Below are 22,948 nucleotides of genomic sequence, written 5' to 3'. Positions count from 1 at the left end.
ATACTTTGAGCTCTATATATAATATTTAATATTTTATAATGATTCAATTAATGCGTATATAATTTATATTATGTTACCATTAAATATACATGATACGAGTTGATTTAAAGTAAGTCGTTCATTTTTAATATCAAAGTCACAAATATAAAATAGAAATTGAGGAATATGAATTGAAAAAAAATATTTTTGATTATGTTGATATCTTTATTTTGTTGTAGTTTTTTCACAAATACTACATATGCTTTGACTCCTGTTGAAATCACTAATAATTCAAAAGCACAACTTGATGAAGGATTGAACCCTAGAGGAGCAGTCGTGACAACAACGAATGGACAAATATTATATAAGTATCATAAGGATAAGAAAGTTGATCCTGCATCAACAACAAAGTTGATGACAATGCTAGTTATATATGACGACATTAATCATAGTAAAGTGAGCTTAAAAGACAAGGTTAAAATATCTGAGAGATATCAAAAAATGTCACAATTACCTAATTTAACTACCTTTCCATTAAAAAAAGGGCAAACATATACGATTGAACAGTTACTAAAACAAGCTGCCTTAAATTCTAGTAATGCAGCAACGCTAGTATTAGCAGAACATATAGATGGAGATATTTCAAAATTCACTGATAGAATGAACCGTGAAGCGCAATTATTAGGTATGAATCAAACGCACTTTACTAATCCCAGTGGTGCCAACAATAAAATTATAAAACCCTATGAACCCAAAAAATATAAGGATGAAACTAGCTCATATACGACAGCAAATGATATGGCTATTTTAACAAATCACTTATTACGCAAGTATCCTAATATTTTAAAAATGACTCAATTGGAAACAGATACTCAATACAATCAACAATTACATAACACGAATTTATCACTGCCTCATCAATCACTCGGCATGAAAAATGTGGATGGATTGAAAACGGGGACAAGCAAAGAAGGGTATAATTTAGCATTAACCGCTAAAAAAGATCAATTAAGAGTGAATACAAATTTATTTAATATCCAGCCATATCCTAGTGAAAAAGCTAAATTTGCACGCCACAAGGTTGCTAACGCACTCACCCAAAACGCATTTAAAAATTATACGTATCGCAAAGTGATATCGAAAGGTGCACATCAAATTGATGGTAAAACTTACAACGTGAAAGAAGACTTATATGATGTAGTACCTAAGGATAACAGTAAATATGAATTAAAAATATCGGAAAAAAACCAACTATCAGTTAAATACAATCGACAATTTACTAAAGGGGAGCATATTCCTAGCGTTAAAGTAGAACCAAAGTTTAACTTCTTGTCTGTATTATTTCAAATCACTTTAGCAATTGTCGGTATAATATTGGTTTCTGTCATTGTTATTATAGCGATCAAAGTGTACATAAAAAAATATAGTAAAAATTAAATTAATTTCTTTTTAAGAAATAGAACATGTGTAACAAACGTATAAATTAAAGTAGATGCAACTTTTTGTGTTAATATTCTCTATTTTTATATAATTTATATATTTAAAATATTTATATTATTCATATAGTACTAAAGATTAAAGTATTATATTTTGAATAAAGGCGAAGTGCTATAAAGCACTTCGCCATAATATCCAGCATTTTTATTAATTAATACTTGTGTATCAATGTAGATGTGCGCTAGTTTCTTCAACTTCTCCTCTAGCTGTTTTTTCGTACATTTCTAGTTGCTTCTCATAATATGATTTATCATATTAAGGTGTGAGACCTCAGCCAGTCTGTGACATGACATTTTTTTCATATTGGGCTTCTTTTTGAGGGGAGTCAAATTTTCCAACGTAATCGATTTCGTTTTTGGTTTTGTGTATAACTTCTCCACTTTCATTCGTTCTTATGTCATTTATTGTTACGTTATTATTTATATTAGGTTGAGCAATTGTATTATTTTTTGAATTTAGATTATCACCGCTGTCATTTCATTCAACAGGCTCTTCTTTTTTATCTTTATCATTTTGCTTGTTCTTTATTTTTGGTAGTTTTATGAGCTTGAGAGTCTTGTTTTTTTATTGTTCATATCTATAAAAATCTTGTAACTAAATACTAACGATACACTAATTACACTTATTAAAGCGACTGTAAATAATATAGGGGAAAATATTTCTTATAAACCTCTCTCAATATAGTTTAATCCTATATTGCATTAATTTAAAAAGCATACCACTGAAATTATATTGTTAAATAAAAAGGTTGGGGTAAAAATAAAGACGAAGTGCTAAGGAGCACTTCGTCGAGAGGAATATCATTGAAAACCTGTTTAATTACTTCATTATCAAGTTTGAGTGTTACATAAAACTGTTTTTTGTGATTGCTATCTTTTCTAATATCAATGCGATCAATCACTGCTAAGTACAGTGCTTTAAGTTGAGATTTTTTCATTTTCTCAATATTATGAAAGACGTGTCGCAATATTTCACCAATTTGTTTGGCATCAAATAAAGACTTATCTTCATTTTGTTGTTTTTTGAGTTGATTGATTTGACTCATAATGTCATTAAGTTGCTTTTCATATTTTTGAATACTTGGTCTGATTACTGATGTTAAGTCCGGATTATCCTCGATGGTTTTAATCAAGTTATTTAGTTTGGTTTGTACTTCATCATATTGTTGTTGCTTATAAGCAATATCGTGATGAAGTGCAGCGCCATCAACTTGATTTTCTTGATTGACGCGTGTTACTACGCGTTGAATGACTTTATCACTTTTGACTATTTCAAGTATTTGCTTCATCACATAATCTTCAATCACATCAGCTCTTACACTGTTTGCCGAACATACTTTGGACCCCTTGTTGCGAAAATTACTACATGAATAGTAACGAATACGTTTCTTGGTCCCGTCTTTAAGTGTATTCGTTGTATTGCTTGCTGCCATAGGTGCGCCACATTGAGGACAATGAATAATGCCTGTAAGCAGATTCGTTCCTTTACCATGAACTTGGGGTTTTTGACTGACTTGTTTTTTACGCATTTGCACTTTATCCCATAAATCTTGATTAATAATGGGGGAATGTTTACCTTCAGCTATCACTGGTTTATCATTCAGCCCTTTACGACGTTTTTCACTCCAATCTTTGTATTTCGCAAATTGAATTTTGCCGATATAGAATGGGTTAGCTAATATATATGTGATAGAACTAATACTAAAAGGTTTACCCTTTTTAGTGACATAACTTTTGTGATTCAATGCATTGGCTATTTTACGATAGCCATGTCCTTTGGCATAGGACTCGAATATATATTTCACAATATTAGCTTCATGTTGATTAATCATCAGTTCATGTTTACTATTAGGTATTTTGTCATAGCCTAGCGGCAAATTGCCTTGATAATAGCCTTCTTGAGCACGTCTCGTTTGACCCATAAATACGTTCTCGACAATGTTATTACGTTCGAATTCTGAGAAACTCGCAAGTATCTGTAACATGAGTTTACCAGAAGAAGTATTGACTTCCATACGTTCTGATAGACTGAAAAATTCTACATTTTGTTTATGCAAATCTTCGACGATTTTCAGAAGATCCGATGTATTACGAGCTAATCGGTTTGTTTTGTAGACCATAACACAATCTATATTGCCTTCTTTTGCATCTTTCAACATACGTTGGAGCTCAGGTCGATTCATAGATTTACCTGAAATACCACGGTCAGCGTATATATCTTTAACCTCAAAATGATGGAAGTCACAGTATTCTTTGATTTGATTGATTTGTCCGTCGATACTATAACCTTCTGTGCTTTGCATTTCTGTTGATACACGCACATAGATACCGACACGTTTTGTTTTAAGTTGTTGCATTATGCTTCATCCTTTCTTCATTTATGCAATCGATGATTGCATGGTTTGATTGACGATATTGAGTGGTTCATTTTTGAAATAGATTCCTATAAGATTTTTATCTTTCGTAATGTGAATGGTTTCAATATAGGGGTACAATATGTTTAACGTGAAACGTTTTTGAATAATATTTTGAATGGTGTGTTGTATTTGATGCCCATTGATAGATGTAGTGCGTTGCGGTTGTTGACGTAATGATTGCGTTTGTTCTCTGAACGTTTCTGCATCAATGATGCCTTGTGCCAACTTTTCTATCAGTTGTTCTTGAGTCAATGTGTGATGTTTTTCTATGTTTCTTTGTCTTTTGATGCGTTTGTCAATCGCACTTTTAATTTTTGTGTAGATGCGTTGATTTTGATAAAAGTCTCGGCACACTTCTAATACTTTATCTTCAAGTGTTTGTGCATTGATGCCTTTAAAATCACAGACAAAGCGTGAAGCATTCATGTTTTTAGGACAGACGTAGTAACGTAATGTATGATTCTTTTTTCTAATGGTCATATTTGTAAGTGTTGCATTACAACATGGGCATTTGATTTTTTGTTTGAGTTGATTATCCGAAGGTGTCTGTTTGGTTTGTTTTTGCAATCGAAGTCTCTGCGCTTGCTCATATATACTTGTGGAAACAATAGAAGGAAACATATTGTCGAATTGACCATATTGATTGTTGACACGACCACAATAATTAGGATTGATAATAATGTTACGAACTTGATAGGGTTGTCGATTGATATACGTGTTATCTTCTTCTAATAACTGTGCAATTTTCTTATAACCATGACCTTTAATGTAATAATTGAATACAGCCTTTACCGTTGGTGACTCATTTTGATTGATGATGAATGTTCCGTTGTGATATTCGTAACCAAAGGGCGCATGGGTTGTAATCAATCTACCTTGCTTTGCTTTTTCTTGAAGCCCATTTCTGACTTGTTCTCCAATGTTATCCGATTCAAGTTCGGCTAAACTGATGAAGATATTAAGCTTGAGTCGGTCGAAAGCTTGATCCATATCAAAGTAACCATCGTGTACGCTTAAGATATGAACATGGTATGTTTGACATAATTTGATGAGTTTTAATGCATTTTTCAGATTACGATGTAATCTATTAAGACGATAACAACATAATATGTCACATTGCCCTTGTTGAATTAATTGCGTCATTTGTCGATACCCACTACGATTATCTTTGCGTCCTGATTGTTTGTCGCTATAAAAGTTGATATGTTGAATATGATGTTTTTCGGCTATTGCTTCGATAGCCTGTTTCTGTGCTGCAAGAGATTGTTGTTTCATCGTACTTTGACGTAAATAGCCTATGACTTGTTTCATATCGGCTCCTCCTTTCACAGTAATAATATATATTTATGGATGAATTGATATATAAGCCCAACATCAATAAGATGTTGGGCGTTCATATTAGTCATTCATTTGATTGATTTCTTCAATTACCAAATCGGCTAATACCTCGATAAGTTCATCCATGTTCTTCACTCCGTTATTTGTTCTATCTTCAATACGTCGATTATTCAGTTTGATGCTTCACGGTTGTATGATAAAGACAATCAGAAATCTTCGTGAACTCCTGAAGGGCCTATCCCCTCATTAGCGGATTTAAAAAGTTCTTTCGCAGCTTTGTTATCATTTGACGGTGTCCAATTTTGAAGTAACGACTTATCTTTAGTTAATCCGAGGATAGACGCAAACTCTACATCTAATTTTAGATGGTAAAATACAAGTGATTGTTTTTTACCGCTATTATCTTTGACACTTCTTTTAGTTGTTTGGCGTCCACGATCAGCTAATATGAAACCTTTATCTCTTAAGGCGTTGACAACATTATTAACATCTTGAAATTGATGATTGTTTAGCATATGTTTAAAAACGTTCGCAATCATTTTTACTTCGATATGGTCATCTTTTAATGAGATTAATCCATAGTTCTCAAACATATTTTTCAAAGCACCTTCATCTGAAAACTTACCTCTGTTTTGTGCTACAAATTGAATGATGACATCGATAGCTTTATCAGCTAATGAGCGTTCAGAGACTGTATGAGTATGATAATCAATAAAGTAGTCTCTTATTTTAGCGATATCAATATCTGTAGATAAAACACGACCTAATATTTTCGCAGATGTTGTAATGACTGCATAACGCTTAAACATACGATTGCCTGTGTTGCTTTTATCATCTTTCAATTTAGCTTCAAACCAATCTACTTCCTTGTAAAACCATTGAATGACTTCATCTTCACGATTTATAAGATATTTAGCTACTAACGGTAAAACATGACCATAGTTTAGTGCTACAGCTTTTTTAATATTGTCAGCATTGGTCGCATTTGTAGTGAATTGTTCATTAATCTCGATGGTTCTCACACGTAAACCATCATTTTGAGCAGAATCATTAAATATACTGTATTCTGAGGTTGAAATCACAGATGTACCCCAATTCTTAGGCGCTTTAACTTCTCCGTGTACATTGGAACGTTGACGACCTTGACCTTCAGCGATGGAATATAACAAACCCGTGGTATCTTTAAGTGTCGTAGATGAAAGTTCATCAAATACTATAGGAACGCCATAATTGTTACTCAAATAACCTTCAAGTGCGTTACGTGTGGCATTCCAACTTCTAAAAAGAGTTTCATTACCTTTGGTAGGGTTACCAGCGACTGATACAGCTAAAGCAGCTGCGGTTGACTTACCGGTTGAGGATTGACCTGTAAAACTAAAGAGAATTCCTGCAAATTCGATTTCATGTTTATGCTTCAGAAAACTTGTCACTAAGGCAGAAATCCCAAATATGACTGTCAATTCTAAAAGAAGATGATCTTTAACCTCGTCAATATACATGTTAAACCAATTATCAAATGTTCCCCTAGGTGCTAAGTCATAAGTATTCTCACAAATGGCGTCAGATGGAGATTTATTATCAAATTCCGTAGTAGTATAGATTTCATTTAACGATACAATAGGACCAAACGGTGTTTCCAGTATACCTACCCCTTCATATAAGTAGGAAATGGGTAATTGGTTGCGCATTTGTTGCAACGCATAACCTAAATCTTTTGTATATTTTTCATTAATACTAAATCCATATTTCATTAAAGAGGGCAGTTTTTGTGTTGTTAAAATATCACTAGATTCAACAATTACTTTTTGATCCTCGTCTGTAATAATTACTTTTTCAGTGTTAGTTTTAGGGTCAATAAATTTATTTTCGATAACGATAGGACCTGCAATTTCAACTTCAATAGGCATTCCTCCTTTTTCTTTGGGAGGCTTGTCTTTATACCAACCTTTTTTTGATTTGTATCGTGGTGAAGGATTAAATGAAGGGTTAGTTTGAGTCATTAGCGAACACCTCCTTTCGAAGGGTTGCTGTTATAGTGTGGATTAGGACCTGTTTTAAGATAAACTAAGTGACCGTGAGTATCCTTACCGATAATAATAAATGGAACACGTGGCGCATGTTTTACAAAATATGCGAACCAACGTCCAACATTTTGTTGTACAGCTTTTGAACATTGTACATTTGCACGACTGTTCAAGTCATGAAATGTAAATGTTTGTCCCTCCGATGTATTAAATGCAATACCTAAAGTTCTATTTTTTAACATTTTAAAATCATCTTCCTGTTTGTAAGGCATTTGACTTCCTCCTAAATATTATTAATTAATTCTATCTTTTGGCTATTTCAAAAGATTACATTGCTTATAATAGAGGTGTACTGTCTTTATTGCTCGAATAGTATTGAGCAAAAAACGAACACATAAATGCAAGCCTTTTTGCTTGACAAATTAGAAAAGAGGTAAACAAAGTGTATGATTTTTTAGAATACTTACATCGTTATTGTATAAAATCAATTAATAATTGGGAGGCTGTTGCAGACATATCATGCAAAGTTGAACGTGGAAATGTTAGTACGGGCTATTATGTTAAACAAGATAGAGTTGTAATAGATGATAATGATATACCTCTAATCATTAAAATAAGTGGAAGTTATATAGCAGCAGATATATTAGTTACTAGATATTTAGGTGGAATGGGTGAATTTATAAAGGTATCAGAATTAGATAAGTCGAGTTATTACGAATGGTTTATGTTTGTTGAAGAAACAAGAAGAATATTTAGAGGTACAGAAATAGTTTATCAATTTTTAAAATATCTATTTACGCATACCTATGAACATAAAAATGAAGAACAAAGAATAAAAAAACATATGAAAAACATTATCATAGATAACCAATTTAGAGGGGGGCATAGTAATGATATCGTTCGTTTAGATATGAAAGATGATAATGTGTTATTTTACAATTTTGATATATACGATACAAATATTCTTTATGAAGAAATAGACGAGGAAAAATTACTTAGAATTTTAGATGAAATAAGTAATACTGATAATTACAAAGTGCTATTTAACATTGTAAGTGAGAACCAAAAGAAATTTTGGAAATCAAATATTAAGCCAATAGTAAGTGAATGTTTAGAAGGTATAGATACGATACCATTTGATTTATATGTTTATGTAAATAAGTATATAAGTAATAAAATATTTGACTGTGATAACTATTTAATTACTAAAAATGAGGTTGTGGATTTTTATTTTAATCATGGTAGTGATTTTAATAGTTTCAAGATGGGACAGAAATGGACAAAGTCTAAATTTAATCAGGAAAATAAACTTAAAATACACGAATATATTATTGCAGTAACTTATGTGAATTTATTAAATCATTCATATATGAAATATATCAATGCTGAAAATTACTATGACCCTAGCAAAAAAATAACAAAAGGAATGAAAAATAACTATCATAAATTTACAGATTCATTCAGTGATTTTGTAGAAATGGTGGACGATATAACATGGAGAATCCGTGATTCGTTTTATTATATTGGAGGATTCAAAAATCAAGAAATTAACGAAGAGGAGCATGAATATATCGAACAATTAATTAAATTTGTTATATTATCTAAATTCGGCTATATGAATGTAGAAAATCACTTTGATTATATTGAGAACTTAAATACGCTTAATAATGAATTAACGACTATATTAAAAAGTGAGTTCGCGCATATTTCAAATGATATGTATAATAATTTATTTAGTAATTTATTCGATGTTGTAAATACATGGAAAAAAGATTATTCAAATAATTTTTATGATAATACTCAGAATACTATAACTACAGAAAAGTTAGATATAATATCTTCATTTATAAAACAATATGATAAACCATTTGAACGAGACGAACATGGCAAACACGTTAAAGCAGAAGTGTTTGAAGGTATAAGTGATATTCATAAGCGTGTAAAAGATGAATTTGCTGCAAATGGTGTATTATTACAATTAAGGTTAGAAATGAGTGTACATGAAAATAGGTATGATTAACTACTAGTTTATCCAATAATATAAAAAGGGACTATAAGCTATATCTAACTACTTATAGTCCTTCTTCATTAATATAAATATTAAGAAAGATGTATATCTTTGTAACCTTCATTTACATTAATAATGTTGTGATAACCTTTGTGTTCTAAAATACCAATAGCTATCGAACTTCTAATGCCAGATTGACAGTGTACGTAAATAACATCGTTTTTATTGAAAGGTAAATCTGTTTCTAAAAGTTTGCCGTGTGGTACATGAACCGCTTGAGATAAGTGGCCATTATTCCATTCATTATCATTACGTACATCCAAGACATGTGCTTCATTACCAGTTATGTCTTTACTATGAACAGATTGTGTTTGAATTTGAGCATGTGGTAACTGATATCCAGACACATTATCATATCCAATAAGTTGTAAAGTATGTGTTGCTTTTGAAACAAGGTGATAGTCTCCAATCAAGTTAATTTCTTGATCATAGTTTAGATACCAGCCAATTTGATTGATGAAATTTTTATCATATGGAATATTGATTGTACCTTCAATATGTCCACCATGATAAGCTTCCTTACTGCGGAGATCAAAAGTTAATCTGTTCGGATTTGTAGCTGGATAAACCGTATAAGGTTGATATAAATTCATACCGAATTGATTAATTTTTTTCATTTGTGCAAAATGATGTGGTGGTGCAGGTTGGTCAGAAATGAGTTTATCGATAAAGGTAGCTTCATTATCTTCAGAAAAAGCCCAGTTCGTTTGTTTTTCATAGCCAAGCGTAGATGTTGGAATAGCACCTAAAGATTTACCACAAGGACTACCAGCGCCATGGCCAGGCCAAATTTGAATGTAGTCTGGTAAGTCTTTAATACTTTCAATCGATTTAAACATTTGTTTAGCGCCTATTTCAGATGATCCTTCTACTTTAACCGCTTTTTCTAGTAAATCAGGTCTACCGATATCTCCTACAAAAATAAAATCACCACTGAATAGTCCCATTGGAACTTGTGCTCCAGCACCTTCGTCAGTAAGTAAAAAACTTATACTTTCTGGCGTGTGACCAGGTGTATGAAGCACTTTTAATTTTATATTTCCTACATAAATATCGTCATTATGTTGAACAAAATGAGTGTGGTTAGGCATATTTTTATAACCTAATGTGTCATCACTTTCACCCGATACATAAATATTAGCATTTAACTTTATAGCAACATCTCTAATTCCTGAAGCAAAATCTGCATGTATATGTGTTTCAGCTGCATGAGTAATGGTTAAACCTTCTTCATCAGCAACTCGAATATATGAAGATAAGTCACGAATAGGATCAATAATCATGGCTTCTCCAGTTTTTTGACAACCGATTAAATAAGATGCTTGAGATAAATGTTTATCATAAAATTGTTTAAAAAACATAATATCATTCCTTTCTAATTATATAAATAAATTGTGATTAGCTTGTTCTGTATATCCAATATATGCACCTACGCCACCGTATTCTACATCATCGCGTAGTTCTTCTTTTGTAATGCTCATCACATCCATACTCATTGTACAAGCGATAAGTTTAACACCTTGCTCAACTGCTTGATCAATAAGAGAAGGTAAATCATCGACATTTTTCTTTTTCATGACATAACGCATCATTAGATTGCCTAAACCAAACATATTCATTTTAGAAATAGGCATGTTAATTGGTGAATTTGGAAGCATGAAGTCAAAAAGTTTTGCAATACCTTTTTTCTTAATGCGTTGACTTTGAATCTTTTTAAGTGCATTTAAGCCCCAAAATGTGCAAAAAATGGTTACATCTCTACCTGCGGCTTTAGCACCATTAGCAATAATCATTGCTGCAACTGCTTTATCTAGCTCGCCGCTAAATAAAACAATCGTTGTTCCACTTTTCGTGTGATTCACTTCTATATTTTTATTTTCTTCTTTTTGAATAATAGCGCGAATTTCATTACCAGAATCATTGAGTCTAACAAGTGTATGTCCAGTTTGTTTGATCCAACTTTTAATATCATTTAAAAATCCGTGATCAGTCACAACAACTTCTATTTGATCACCAATAGCGATGTTTTTGATTTCTTTACTAATATTAACAATAGGTCCTGGACATTGTAGATTACTATAATTGAACATCTTACGATTATCTTTAATTTCTCTATCTTCTTTTACTTTAGATAAATTATCATTATGATGTTGTTGTTCGTATGCGGTATAACCTCCGTCTAAATTCACCACATCGTATCCGCGTTGTGCAAGAAATTGACTGGCTTTTCTACTTCGATTACCACTTTTACAATAGATATAGTAAGTTTTATTTTTGCTTTGTTTAAAAGTCTCTATATTTTCAACTGAATGTAATAAAGCATTTTTAATGTGTCCTAATTCAAATTCTTCAGGCTGTCGAACGTCAATTAATTGACCCTTAGAACCCAATTCTTCTAATTCCTTTTTAGTGAAATCATTAATGTGTTTTGTTTCATATTGTGACATAATTACCTCCTTTTAAATACCTATGGGGGTATATTATAACGAATTAGATAGTTTGTCAAATACCCATGGGGGTATTTGACAAAATAAAATTTAATCAATATGATGTAATTATTAAAAATGAATGTGGAGTGAAATATATTGGAATATAATAAAAAGATGATTAATCGTATTCATCGCATACAAGGACAGCTTAATGGAGTCATTAAAATGATGGAGGAAGAAAAAAATTGTAAAAACGTCATTAGTCAATTAAGTGCCTCTAAAAGTTCTATTCAACGGTTAATGGGTATTATCATTAGTGAAAACTTAGTAGAATGCGTCAAAATGTCTGAAGAAAATAGTGAAGATTCTCAGGCACTAATTAATGAAGCAGTTGAATTATTGATAAAAAGTAAATGATAAGTATAACCACCATTATAGTAATGTTAGTTATTGGTATCTTAGGAGGATTTATTTCTGGATTAGTCGGTATAGGGGAAGCCATTGTTATTTACCCGGCTCTCTTATTATTACCACCATTATTTGGTTTACCTACTTATAGTGCTTATATTGCTTCAGGATTAACTTCAAGTCAGGTGTTTTTTAGTACATTGAGTGGATCTTTAAACGCATATAAAAATAAAAATTTTTCTAGAACGCTTATACTTAATATGGGAAGTGGAATGGTAATAGGTAGTATGCTAGGTGCAATCTTAGCGAATTTAATAAATGTTCAGTTTGTTAATACGGTTTATATTATTATTGCATTACTAGCTCTTATTCTAATGTTTATAAAAGTTACACCATCTACTAGTCATATTAAGTTTAATCGTCTACTTTTAATTACAATAGGTGGTATCATCGGTTTGGTATCTGGTATTGTAGGAGCTGGTGGCGCATTTATTATTATTCCAGTACTACTTGTTATATTTAAATTACCAATGAACATGGTTGTTACAAATAGTATTGTAATTGCATTCATTTCTTCTATTGGAGCATTTATGATTAAATTATTACAGGGGTATATTCCTATCAATAGTGCAATACCGTTAATTTTAGGTAGTATACTATTTACACCTCTAGGTATGAAAATGGGCCAGAAAATACCTGACTATATTCAAAAAACGATAATATGTATTTTAATCGTCGTTGCAATTATTAAGTTGATATTTTAAAAACATGGGAGTGGGACAACATTCATTTTGAATTTGTAGTCTCGCTCCCTAAATTAATTCATACTATATTTAATTTAAAAGTTATTTTACATGTTTAAGATTTATGATAAAACAATATTAAAAAAACCGTATCATTAACTGATGTGCAGACTCATACTATGAATAAAACTAAAAATGAGGTTATATATAACTCACTCTGAAATTGATTGAATATATAATATCTTTAATAAAATGCAGCTATTGTGGCGTAGAATTTGAGAATCAAAAAATGATTAATATAGTTTGAAAAGACTGAATATAAATACTAGAAAAATAGCCAGTAAATGAGTTTATTATGAATTCATTTACTGGCTTCTTTAAATCATGATCTAGACAATTTGCTTTTCTAGACCTACTTTGAAATGCGTTATTTTCTTTAAGAATAGTAATATATGATTTGTGTTGATAATACTAACCTTGGTCAGAGTGTATTGTCATGCGATAGTTCAGATGAGATTTTTTAATTAAAACCTTGTTTTAAACATCGATGACAAGGTCTAATGTAGGACGTGTAGACATCATTTTCAGAATGATATAAATAAATCCATAAATGGAGATAAATCGAAACTATTTATACCCCGTGGGGGTATATGTTATAGTATAAGTAATCTTACTATAACATTTTTATTAGGAGGGGTTAATTTGAATAATAATAGTGAAGCGCATAATCATCAAAATCACATGAATCATTCTAATCACATGCATCATGATAACCATGAATCACATAATCATCATAGTGGCCATGCACATCATCATGGAAATTTTAAAGTTAAGTTTTTTGTTTCATTAATTTTTGGAATACCTATCATTCTTTTATCGCCACTGATGGGTGTTAACTTACCTTTTCAATTCACATTTCCAGGTTCTGAATGGGTAGTGTTAATATTAAGTACAATTTTATTCTTTTATGGTGGTAAACCGTTCTTGTCTGGTGGTAAAGATGAAATTGCTGAAAAAAAACCAGGCATGATGACCTTAGTTGCCCTAGGTATCTCAGTAGCTTATATTTATAGCTTGTATGCTTTTTATATGAATAACTTTAGTAGTGCAACTGGTCATACAATGGACTTTTTTTGGGAATTAGCAACCTTAATTTTAATTATGCTATTAGGACATTGGATAGAAATGAATGCTGTCGGAAATGCTGGAGATGCTTTAAAGAAAATGGCAGAACTGTTACCTAATAGTGCTATTAAAGTTATGGATAATGGCCAACGCGAAGAAGTTAAAATATCAGACATCATGACTGATGATATCGTCGAAGTAAAAGCCGGAGAAAGCATTCCAACAGATGGTATTATCGTTCAAGGACAAACATCTATAGATGAATCCCTAGTCACTGGAGAATCTAAAAAAGTCCAAAAAAATCAAAATGACAACGTCATCGGGGGTTCTATTAATGGGTCTGGAACAATACAAGTCAAGGTTACAGCTGTGGGAGAAGATGGATATCTTTCTCAAGTTATGGGACTTGTTAATCAAGCACAAAATGATAAATCTAGTGCTGAATTGTTATCTGATAAAGTAGCGGGTTATTTATTCTACTTTGCTGTAATTGTTGGCGTGATTTCTTTTATTGTCTGGATGCTCATTCAAAATGATGTTGATTTTGCATTAGAACGTCTTGTAACTGTGTTAGTCATTGCTTGTCCACATGCTTTAGGCTTGGCAATACCTTTAGTCACTGCACGTTCTACTTCAATTGGTGCACATAATGGTTTAATTATTAAAAATAGAGAGTCTGTAGAAATAGCTCAACATATCGATTATGTAATGATGGACAAAACTGGTACTTTAACTGAGGGTAACTTTTCTGTGAATCATTATGAGAGCTTTAAAAATGATTTGAGTAATGATACAATATTAAGCCTTTTCGCCTCATTAGAAAGTCAATCTAATCACCCATTAGCTATAAGTATTGTTGATTTTGCGAAAAGTAAAAATGTTTCATTTACTAATCCACAAGACGTTAATAACATTCCAGGTGTCGGATTAGAAGGTCTAATTGATAATAAAACATATAAAATAACAAATGTCTCTTATCTTGATAAACATAAACTTAATTATGACGATGACTTATTTACTAAATTAGCTCAACAAGGTAATTCAATCAGCTATTTAATTGAGGATCAACAAGTCATTGGCATGATTGCTCAAGGAGATCAAATTAAAGAAAGCTCAAAACAAATGGTAGCTGATTTACTATCAAGAAATATTACACCAGTCATGCTTACAGGTGACAATAATGAAGTGGCACACGCTGTCGCAAAAGAATTAGGTATTAGTGATGTCCACGCACAACTCATGCCAGAAGATAAGGAAAGCATTATAAAAGATTATCAAAGTGACGGTAATAAAGTCATGATGGTCGGAGACGGTATCAATGATGCGCCGAGTCTTATAAGAGCAGATATTGGTATAGCAATTGGTGCAGGCACAGATGTTGCAGTAGATTCAGGTGATATCATACTTGTTAAAAGTAATCCATCAGATATTATTCATTTCTTGACCCTTTCAAATAATACTATGAGAAAAATGGTGCAAAACTTATGGTGGGGTGCAGGTTATAATATTGTTGCTGTACCTTTAGCAGCCGGTGTTTTAGCATTTATTGGCTTGATTTTATCACCAGCTGTAGGAGCAATATTAATGTCTTTAAGTACAGTTATAGTAGCGATTAATGCTTTTACATTAAAATTAAAATAAAAGAGGTAAACCTTATGTATAATAAAGTTTTTGCAATTTTAATTATAATTTTTTCCATAATAATTATTGCGTCTAATGATACTTTCGCAGAAAGTAAGAATGATATGATGAATATGAAAGAAGATAAGAAAAATACAATGGATATGACAAATATGAAACATCATGACGAAAGAAAGAAATTAAATTCTTCACAAGGAAAAAATGAAATAATATTTCCTAAAGTTGCAGAGTCAAAAAAAGATAACAATGGTTATAAAAATTATACATTAAAAGCTCAGGAAGGAAAGACAGAGTTTTACAAAAATAATTTTTCTAATACTCTAGGCTACAATGGAAATTTACTTGGACCAACTTTAAAATTAAAAAAAGGAGATAAAGTTAAAATTAAGTTAATAAATAACTTAGATGAAAATACAACATTTCATTGGCATGGATTAGAAGTAAATGGAAAAGTGGATGGAGGGCCTTCTCAGGTTATAAAACCAGGAAAAGAAAAAACTATAAAATTTGAGGTTAATCAAGATTCTGCTACGTTATGGTATCACCCCCACCCCTCTCCAAATACAGCTAAACAAGTTTATAATGGCTTATCAGGATTATTATATATAGAAGATAGTAAAAAGAATAATTATCCTAGTGATTATGGAAAAAATGATTTGCCTATAATAATCCAAGATAAAACATTTGTATCTAAAAAATTAAATTATTCAAAAACGAAAGACGAAGATGGCACTCAAGGTGATACTGTTCTTGTGAACGGAATAGTAAACCCCAAACTGACAACAAAAGAAGAGAAAATACGTTTGAGACTTTTAAATGGTTCTAATGCTCGAGATTTAAATCTTAAGCTAAGTAATAATCAAAGTTTTGAGTATATTGCTTCAGATGGCGGTCAATTAAAAAACGCTAAAAAATTAAAAGAAATTAATTTAGCTCCTTCAGAAAGAAAAAAAATAGTAATAGATTTATCTAAAATGAAAGGCGAGAAAATCAGTCTGGTTGATAATGATAAAACTGTAATTTTACCGATTAGTAACAAAGAGAAAAGTTCTAACAAAGGTAATACACCAAAAGTAAGTAAAAAAATAAAATTAGAAGGTATGAATGATAATGTTACCATTAATGGTAATAAATTCGATCCTAACAGAATAGATTTTACACAAAAGTTAAACCAGAAAGAAGTATGGGAAATTGAAAACGTCAAAGATAAAATGGGTGGTATGAAACATCCTTTCCACATCCATGGAACGCAATTTAAAGTTTTATCTGTGGATGGGGAGAAACCTCCAAAAGATATGAGGGGTAAAAAAGATGTTATATCTTTGGAACCTGGACAAAAAGCTAAAATAGAGGTTGTATTTAAAAATACTGGAACATACATGTTTCACTGTCATATACTTGAGCATGAAGATAATGGAATGATGGGTCAAATAAAAGTAACAAACTAATCAATAGGGAGATTTTAATATGATGAAAAAAGATAAAGACACTAATGACCAAAAAAGTGAGAGCCATATGAAGCATAATGATGAAAGTAAAGTTCCTGAAGATATGACATCGACTAATGAGGGTGAATTTAAAATAGGAGATAAAGTAACGATTACAGCAGGACATATGCCAGGTATGAAAGGTGCAGAAGCTACTGTAAAAGGTGCGTATAAAACATATGCCTATGTTGTAAGTTATAAACCCACAAATGGAAATGAAAAAGTAAACAATCATAAATGGGTCGTAAACGAAGAGATCAAAGATGCACCTAAAGATGGATTTAGTAAAGGCGATACTGTTAAATTAGAAGCAAGTCATATGTCTGGTATGAAAGGTGCTACAGCCAATATAGATAACGTGAAAAAGACGACTGTTTACGTAGTTGATTACAAATCCAAAGATAATGGTAAAATCATTAAAAATCATAAATGGATGACAGGAAATGAGCTGAAAGCACGATAAAAATCTAGTTCTAGATTGAGAAATAAATAGATATAAAAATATCCCCCTTAATCAATAATTTAAATAACTTATTATTGTTAAGGAGGATATTTTTTAGTGTGTAAATTAAATAGATAAGAAAAATGACTAATCCTGAAGATAAATCAAAAAGTATAAAATAATTAATAATAAAAAAGCGTCCCAATTATATTGAGACGCTTAAAGTTTATCTATCTTTAAATGATTCAATGGCGGTTTTGATTTCATCTCTAACACGTTGGAATTCTGACCAAGGTTTGCCTGCTGGATCATCAAATCCCCAATGTTCCTTCTTTACATTAGGCGGCAATATAGGACAGTTTTGATCAGCATCACTACATAGAGTTACTACTAAATCGGATTGGTTTAGTATATTGTTGTCAATTAAATTAGAAGTATGGTTTGATATATCAATTCCAACTTCTTTCATAGCTTCGATTGCTTTCGGATTGACACCGTGTGCCTCAATACCGCCAGAATATACTTGCCATTCATCACCTAAGATTTTTTTACCCCAGCCTTCAGCCATTTGGCTACGGCATGAATTACCTGTACATATAAAATAAATTATTTTCTTTGTCATCATTGACACCTCTTTTTTAAAATATAATAAGTGTAACGTACAAACCAACTAATGTAATAAACAGAACAGGAATCGTAATAACAATACCCGTTTTAAAATATGTGCCCCACGAAATTTTTACTCCTTTTTGTGTTAAAACATGTAGCCATAGTAATGTTGCTAAGGAGCCGATAGGTGTGATTTTAGGTCCTAAATCTGCGCCAATGATATTAGCATAAATCATGCCTTCTTTGATTAGGCCAGTTGTTGTAGATTGTCCAATAGCAATTGCATCGATTAGTACAGTCGGCATATTATTCATAATCGCTGAAAGAAATGCAGATATGAAGCCCATCCCTATAATACTACTGAACAGTCCATAGTCTGATATAGTTGATAACATATTAGCTAATAATGCAGTAATACCCACATTTTTCAGACCAAATACAACTAAATACATTCCTATAGAAAAGAGCACAATATTCCATGGTGCACCTTTGATAACTTGTTTTGTATTTACTACTCTCGATTTATAGGCCAATACAGTAAATATAAACGCAATCAAACAAGCAATTAACGATACTGGAATTTGAATAAATTCACTAACTATATAACCAATGAGTAAGATTGATAAAACAATCCATGAAAACTTGAATAATTTTGGATCTTTAATGGCTTGATTAGGTGTTTTAAGATTGTTAATTTCAAAATGGTTAGGAATAACTTTTCTGAAATATAGCCATAATACAATAATACTTGCAAGTAAAGAGAATAGATTGGGAATGATCATGCGGCTTACATATTCAATAAATCCAATATGGAAGTAGTCAGCAGAAACGATATTAACCAAATTACTTACAATTAGTGGAAGAGACGTAGTATCTGCAATGAATCCACTTGCAATGATAAAAGGAAAAATGACTTTTTGATTAAACCCTAAATTTCTTACCATAGCTAGCACGATTGGAGTGAGAATTAATGCAGCTCCATCGTTCGCAAAGAAAGCTGCTACAATAGCGCCTAACAACATAATGTAAACAAACATTTTAAACCCATGACCATTTGAAGCTCTGACCATATGTATAGCTGCCCATTCGAAAAATCCAATTTCATCTAAAATTAATGAAATGAGTATAACAGCGACAAAGGTTAACGTCGCATTCCAAACAATCCCCGTAACTTCTAGTACGTCTGAAAAGCTAACAACACCTGTAATGATAGCAATAACAGCACCGATTAAAGCTGTAACTCCAATATCCAAACCTTTAGGTTGCCATATGATAAAAATTAACGTTAATATAAAAATAGTGATTGCTAATATCGTCATTGTTAACACTCACCTTTCTCTACTGTTTCACATATACATGGGACAGTACAGGAACTCAATAGAGTGAGTCGTGATGTAACGTTATCCAATACGTCATGATTCAATTTGTAGAAAATTTTATTACCATCTTTTCTGGATGTAATTAAATTATTGTCTTTTAATACTTTCATATGATGACTTAATGTGGGTTGAGAAAAAGAAAAATGCTCTAATAAATCACAAGCGCATAATTCACCACAAGATAACAAATCTAATATTTCAAGACGGCTACTATCAGCCATCACTTTCAAGTATTGCGATATTTCACTATAATTCAATTTTTTCTCCCTTTCTACTTGAAATCTTTTATTTCGTTAATAATTTTTATTGTCACTTGATAAATTATATACTTGCTTAACTCCTAAATTATTAACTGGTTTAAAGTAGACTCTAGGTCTTATTATAATCAATAACATTAATATTCTGATATTCGATAAGGTATGACAAAGTAATTATCAAAACTTTCATTTTTAATTTTGTTTATCCAAAATGATTCATCTTCTTTTTTGTTACTAAAAAGGTCATCACGTTGATTTAGCGTAACTAACGATTGATTAACGACCCACCAATTATGGCCTATATTAGCTCTATTTAAATCTTCTACTAAACGTTTAGATTCTAAATAAGGTGTTTTTTCTGCTAGTGTTACGATTATCATCTGTGTTAAATTTTTATTTTGAATCTTAGGTAATAATGTTTCAACATTACTGGTAGTTTGAGTTGATTTTTTCTTTAATTCTCTATGATGATTTTCACTAGAATCAAGTAACAGCAAGGTATGGCCTGTAGGAGCTGTATCTACAATGACGTAATCCATGTCGTCTTGATTCTCCATAATGTCACTAAAGGCTTTGAAAAATGCTATTTCTTCTGTACAAGGTGATTTTAAATCTTCCATAATATAATCAATATCGTCTTGTGGTGTATCATCATTCACTGTGGCTAGTACTTCTTTTTTATACTTTTCTAATGCTTGTTCTTCATCAATATAAGCAGTATTTAAATTACTTGTAGTTTCAACATTAATTTCTTTAGTAGGGTCAGTAGTTGCTAAAAGAACACGATATCCTTTATTAGATAACGTTGTAGCTAATTGCGTTGCTACTGTCGTTTTACCAACGCCACCTTTTCCCATTGTAAATAAATATTGAACTTTACTATTTTCAATTTCATCGATTAATTTATTGAATTGCGGATGATCTTCAACAATAAAGTCATCATTTTCAATTAAGTTATCATCATTTAATAGATTAGTTAAACTTTCTATACCTTCTTCTTTCTGATTTTTATATGGAACGTAATAAGCAAGATTGTTATTTAACCATTCAGTAAAATGATTAATGTTTTTATCTTGTTCTGATTTCATCTGACTCGAAATTAAACCGTGACTTTCTTCTATATAGTTGTTAATGATTACTTTGAATTTAGAAATTGACAGTTGTTGTAATTCTTGTTGCGCTCTTTGAATTTCATATATAGAAGAGTGAGTAGGTCTCGCAACTAACATCATGGTCGTATCATCTTGGTTACGTAGTTTTTCAAGTGCTGAATTATATTTAACTCTATTATCATTTAAACCTGATAATTGACCTAAGCAAGAAGCGTCATTACTCGTTGTATTTAAATAATCTGTCCATGCAGAAGGTAATTCAAGCATTCTCAAGGTGTGACCTGTGGGAGCTGTATCAAATATAATGAAATCAAATTCTTGTTCTAAAGTTTTATCGGATAAAAAATTTGTAAATTCATTAAATGCTGCTACTTCAACTGTACATGAACCACTTAACTGTTCTTTCATTTCAGAAAGCACATCTTCTGGTAGAATACCCTCATAAGGTTCTATAGATTGTGCTTTATAATCGTCTGCAGCAGCAATCGGGTCAAAATTGGCTATAGAGAGATTAGGTATAGGTTGATATTTAGTTAATTTATTAGATAATTCCATTTGAAATACATCTTGTAAATTACTAGCTGGATCAGTACTTACTAAAGCTACTTTCTTTCCATTCTCTGCTAAGTTTAAAGCAATAAAACTTGATATCGTTGTTTTGCCTACGCCACCTTTACCAGTAAAAAACAAATATTTTGTTAACTCAATGTTATCTAGATTCAATTTATTTAAGTATTTAACAGCATCCATCTCCACCACAGCATCCTCCATTTCTCATTTGATTAACTGTAATAATTTCATCGGCTTCTTCTTGGGTAATATAAGCGCCCGTTTTAGCTATACCGCCTTCTATAAAAGTGATTGGTAAAACTTCATCACCTTTTTCTTGAATTAAACGAATAACTTCTTGATTTTTAATGAATTCATTCGGATTATTATTCATATTATAACGTTGAACTTCTATTTGATTTTGCTTTAAATATTCATTGATTTGGTTCGCTTTTATTAGTGTTTCATCCGGTTCTGGACCACATACTCCAGTAGAACAGCACATAGCTTCTTCGTATATTTCAATATTTAACATTATACTCACCTCATTAATTAATTTGCGATTATAGATTAACATCTATATAGATTGGTGTCTATGTTATTGTTTGAGTTTTAAAAATTTTACTAAATTTAATTCTTAATAATACAATTTATAAAAAAATTATTTTAATATTTCTGTGAGAAATACCTAAGTTTATGTAAAATCATAGTTTTTTTCTTGCGATAATATAGATATTGATTTATATTTAATACATCAAAAAAAATTGATGTATTAAATGATATAAAACTACGTTGACAATAAGGAGGCGTGCTTGATTGCGAGTAAACCATGCAAGTACTTTAACTGTGGGTTATTTTGTAAGTTATTTAAATCTTGTTATGCTATCAAGAGAAATCAATTTAAAAGAAGCTACAATATATATGGAAAAGGAGTTCTTTAAAGGGAACATTAATCAGTATGGCGAATCAACAAAAAATAACTATAAACAAGCAATTCAAGAATTGAAGTAAAGATAATATAAACTCAATGAAATATTATAAAAAGGATGGTCTTTTATGGAAGTTATCAAAGCAAAGACTGATATGAGTGAAGATCAACAATTTGACTTTTATGAAAATATGTTTAATGCACTTGCCGATAAAATCAGATTAAAAATACTAAATCAAATTAGCCAAAGCTTCAATAAATCATTATGTGTATGTGATTTAGAAGAGTTATTAGATATAAAACAATCTAAACTTTCTTATCATTTAAAAAAATTAGTAGATGCAAATGTTCTTATTGCTGAAAAGCATGGGACATGGAATTATTATAAAATTAATGAGCAGCAAATACAGGTTGTTTTAAATGAAGATACTTGTTGTAAGATACTTTAAGTATCTTTTTTAATATAGTATTAATCAATTTTTTTTGATTAATACATCAAGAAATATTGATTAATTAA

At 31.1% G+C, this 22,948-nt stretch carries 20 protein-coding genes; 9 read left to right on the top strand and 11 right to left on the bottom strand.

The window, feature by feature from the left end:
• Positions 1 to 192 precede the first annotated feature (192 nt).
• Complete coding sequence (gene pbp4, locus HMPREF2706_RS02620) at positions 193 to 1,416, top strand: penicillin-binding protein PBP4 (RefSeq protein WP_011082533.1); 1,224 nt, start codon at positions 193 to 195, stop codon at positions 1,414 to 1,416.
• A gap of 787 nt (positions 1,417 to 2,203) precedes the next feature.
• Here pbp4 and ccrB read toward each other — a convergent pair.
• The 4 genes from ccrB to ssb all read right to left on the bottom strand — a co-directional run bounded on the left by ccrB (position 2,204) and on the right by ssb (position 7,526).
• On the bottom strand, positions 2,204 to 3,832 hold the full coding sequence (gene ccrB / locus HMPREF2706_RS02615) for a cassette chromosome recombinase CcrB (protein WP_049427104.1): 1,629 nt from the start codon (positions 3,830 to 3,832) through the stop codon (positions 2,204 to 2,206).
• Between the two features lie 21 nt (positions 3,833 to 3,853).
• A complete protein-coding gene (gene ccrA / locus HMPREF2706_RS02610) occupies positions 3,854 to 5,203 on the bottom strand; it encodes a cassette chromosome recombinase CcrA (RefSeq protein ID WP_064212312.1) in 1,350 nt (449 codons plus the stop codon).
• Positions 5,204 to 5,436: 233 nt separating this feature from the next.
• Positions 5,437 to 7,230 carry a cassette chromosome replicative helicase gene (cch1, locus tag HMPREF2706_RS02605; protein ID WP_064212311.1) on the bottom strand — a complete coding sequence of 598 codons (1,794 nt, stop codon included), beginning with the start codon at positions 7,228 to 7,230 and terminating at the stop codon, positions 5,437 to 5,439.
• Complete coding sequence (gene ssb, locus HMPREF2706_RS02600) at positions 7,230 to 7,526, bottom strand: cassette chromosome ssDNA-binding protein (protein ID WP_064212310.1); 297 nt, start codon at positions 7,524 to 7,526, stop codon at positions 7,230 to 7,232. The genes cch1 and ssb overlap by 1 nt, the downstream gene beginning before the upstream one ends.
• A gap of 170 nt (positions 7,527 to 7,696) precedes the next feature.
• Between ssb and HMPREF2706_RS02595 the strand changes: the two genes are divergently transcribed.
• On the top strand, positions 7,697 to 9,274 hold the full coding sequence (locus HMPREF2706_RS02595) for a hypothetical protein (protein ID WP_070862173.1): 1,578 nt from the start codon (positions 7,697 to 7,699) through the stop codon (positions 9,272 to 9,274).
• Between the two features lie 80 nt (positions 9,275 to 9,354).
• Here HMPREF2706_RS02595 and cstB read toward each other — a convergent pair whose 3' ends face one another.
• Positions 9,355 to 10,683 carry a persulfide dioxygenase-sulfurtransferase CstB gene (cstB, locus tag HMPREF2706_RS02590; protein ID WP_049427112.1) on the bottom strand — a complete coding sequence of 443 codons (1,329 nt, stop codon included), beginning with the start codon at positions 10,681 to 10,683 and terminating at the stop codon, positions 9,355 to 9,357.
• An 18-nt stretch (positions 10,684 to 10,701) separates the two neighbouring features.
• A complete protein-coding gene (locus HMPREF2706_RS02585) occupies positions 10,702 to 11,769 on the bottom strand; it encodes a DsrE/DsrF/DrsH-like family protein (protein ID WP_049427114.1) in 1,068 nt (355 codons plus the stop codon).
• Positions 11,770 to 11,907: 138 nt separating this feature from the next.
• Here HMPREF2706_RS02585 and cstR point away from each other — a divergent pair, with 138 nt between their 5' ends.
• The 5 genes from cstR (at position 11,908) to HMPREF2706_RS02560 (ending at position 17,618) form a co-directional block, all read left to right on the top strand.
• Positions 11,908 to 12,168 (top strand): persulfide-sensing transcriptional repressor CstR, encoded by a 261-nt coding sequence (gene cstR / locus HMPREF2706_RS02580; RefSeq protein ID WP_000456195.1) that lies wholly within the window; start codon positions 11,908 to 11,910, stop codon positions 12,166 to 12,168.
• A complete protein-coding gene (locus tag HMPREF2706_RS02575) occupies positions 12,165 to 12,923 on the top strand; it encodes a sulfite exporter TauE/SafE family protein (protein ID WP_064212308.1) in 759 nt (252 codons plus the stop codon). Before cstR ends, HMPREF2706_RS02575 begins: the two co-directional genes overlap by 4 nt.
• A 681-nt stretch (positions 12,924 to 13,604) precedes the next feature.
• Positions 13,605 to 15,668 carry a heavy metal translocating P-type ATPase gene (locus HMPREF2706_RS02570; RefSeq protein WP_049427117.1) on the top strand — a complete coding sequence of 688 codons (2,064 nt, stop codon included), beginning with the start codon at positions 13,605 to 13,607 and terminating at the stop codon, positions 15,666 to 15,668.
• Positions 15,669 to 15,682: 14 nt separating this feature from the next.
• Entirely contained in the window at positions 15,683 to 17,116 is a 1,434-nt protein-coding gene (locus HMPREF2706_RS02565) for a multicopper oxidase family protein (RefSeq protein WP_070862172.1), read from the top strand.
• A gap of 19 nt (positions 17,117 to 17,135) precedes the next feature.
• Positions 17,136 to 17,618, top strand: coding sequence for a YdhK family protein (locus tag HMPREF2706_RS02560; RefSeq protein WP_049427122.1), 483 nt, complete (start codon positions 17,136 to 17,138; stop codon positions 17,616 to 17,618).
• A 205-nt stretch (positions 17,619 to 17,823) separates the two neighbouring features.
• Here the strand turns inward: HMPREF2706_RS02560 and arsC are convergent, their stop codons facing one another.
• The 5 genes from arsC to arsD all read right to left on the bottom strand — a co-directional run bounded on the left by arsC (position 17,824) and on the right by arsD (position 22,038).
• On the bottom strand, positions 17,824 to 18,219 hold the full coding sequence (gene arsC, locus HMPREF2706_RS02555) for an arsenate reductase (thioredoxin) (protein ID WP_002491676.1): 396 nt from the start codon (positions 18,217 to 18,219) through the stop codon (positions 17,824 to 17,826).
• A gap of 16 nt (positions 18,220 to 18,235) precedes the next feature.
• Positions 18,236 to 19,525 carry an arsenite efflux transporter membrane subunit ArsB gene (gene arsB, locus HMPREF2706_RS02550; protein WP_002491720.1) on the bottom strand — a complete coding sequence of 430 codons (1,290 nt, stop codon included), beginning with the start codon at positions 19,523 to 19,525 and terminating at the stop codon, positions 18,236 to 18,238.
• Between the two features lie 2 nt (positions 19,526 to 19,527).
• Positions 19,528 to 19,842 carry an ArsR/SmtB family transcription factor gene (locus HMPREF2706_RS02545; protein WP_002499582.1) on the bottom strand — a complete coding sequence of 105 codons (315 nt, stop codon included), beginning with the start codon at positions 19,840 to 19,842 and terminating at the stop codon, positions 19,528 to 19,530.
• Positions 19,843 to 19,979: 137 nt separating this feature from the next.
• Positions 19,980 to 21,704 (bottom strand): arsenical pump-driving ATPase, encoded by a 1,725-nt coding sequence (gene arsA, locus HMPREF2706_RS02540; protein ID WP_029051846.1) that lies wholly within the window; start codon positions 21,702 to 21,704, stop codon positions 19,980 to 19,982.
• On the bottom strand, positions 21,691 to 22,038 hold the full coding sequence (arsD, locus tag HMPREF2706_RS02535) for an arsenite efflux transporter metallochaperone ArsD (RefSeq protein WP_002449502.1): 348 nt from the start codon (positions 22,036 to 22,038) through the stop codon (positions 21,691 to 21,693). The genes arsA and arsD overlap by 14 nt, the downstream gene beginning before the upstream one ends.
• Positions 22,039 to 22,319: 281 nt before the next feature.
• On the opposite strand from arsD, the gene HMPREF2706_RS02530 reads away from it, so the two are divergent.
• The gene (locus tag HMPREF2706_RS02530; RefSeq protein WP_002441924.1) at positions 22,320 to 22,514 is read left to right on the top strand and encodes a hypothetical protein; all 195 of its coding nucleotides are present in this window, start codon (positions 22,320 to 22,322) and stop codon (positions 22,512 to 22,514) included.
• 45 nt (positions 22,515 to 22,559) lie between these two features.
• Positions 22,560 to 22,880: an ArsR/SmtB family transcription factor gene (locus HMPREF2706_RS02525; RefSeq protein ID WP_002449352.1), complete on the top strand. Its 321-nt coding sequence runs from the start codon at positions 22,560 to 22,562 to the stop codon at positions 22,878 to 22,880.
• Positions 22,881 to 22,948: the final 68 nt, after the last annotated feature.

It is taken from the genome of Staphylococcus sp. HMSC067F07 (assembly GCF_001837405.1).
Taxonomy (GTDB): domain Bacteria; phylum Bacillota; class Bacilli; order Staphylococcales; family Staphylococcaceae; genus Staphylococcus; species Staphylococcus capitis.
The sequence above is the reverse complement of the archived record's forward strand: the minus strand, read 5'-3'. Positions and strand labels throughout refer to the sequence as shown.

Coding starts and splice junctions, on each gene's coding strand:
- arsD (WP_002449502.1), bottom strand. CDS start 22,038: ATGTTAAATATTGAAATATACGAAGAAGCTATGTGCTGTTCTACTGGA.
- HMPREF2706_RS02565 (WP_070862172.1), top strand. CDS start 15,683: ATGTATAATAAAGTTTTTGCAATTTTAATTATAATTTTTTCCATAATA.
- HMPREF2706_RS02575 (WP_064212308.1), top strand. CDS start 12,165: ATGATAAGTATAACCACCATTATAGTAATGTTAGTTATTGGTATCTTA.
- HMPREF2706_RS02560 (WP_049427122.1), top strand. CDS start 17,136: ATGATGAAAAAAGATAAAGACACTAATGACCAAAAAAGTGAGAGCCAT.
- arsC (WP_002491676.1), bottom strand. CDS start 18,219: ATGACAAAGAAAATAATTTATTTTATATGTACAGGTAATTCATGCCGT.
- HMPREF2706_RS02525 (WP_002449352.1), top strand. CDS start 22,560: ATGGAAGTTATCAAAGCAAAGACTGATATGAGTGAAGATCAACAATTT.
- ccrB (WP_049427104.1), bottom strand. CDS start 3,832: ATGCAACAACTTAAAACAAAACGTGTCGGTATCTATGTGCGTGTATCA.
- cch1 (WP_064212311.1), bottom strand. CDS start 7,230: ATGACTCAAACTAACCCTTCATTTAATCCTTCACCACGATACAAATCA.
- ssb (WP_064212310.1), bottom strand. CDS start 7,526: ATGCCTTACAAACAGGAAGATGATTTTAAAATGTTAAAAAATAGAACT.
- HMPREF2706_RS02585 (WP_049427114.1), bottom strand. CDS start 11,769: ATGTCACAATATGAAACAAAACACATTAATGATTTCACTAAAAAGGAA.
- pbp4 (WP_011082533.1), top strand. CDS start 193: ATGTTGATATCTTTATTTTGTTGTAGTTTTTTCACAAATACTACATAT.
- ccrA (WP_064212312.1), bottom strand. CDS start 5,203: ATGAAACAAGTCATAGGCTATTTACGTCAAAGTACGATGAAACAACAA.
- arsA (WP_029051846.1), bottom strand. CDS start 21,704: ATGGATGCTGTTAAATACTTAAATAAATTGAATCTAGATAACATTGAG.
- arsB (WP_002491720.1), bottom strand. CDS start 19,525: ATGACGATATTAGCAATCACTATTTTTATATTAACGTTAATTTTTATC.
- cstB (WP_049427112.1), bottom strand. CDS start 10,683: ATGTTTTTTAAACAATTTTATGATAAACATTTATCTCAAGCATCTTAT.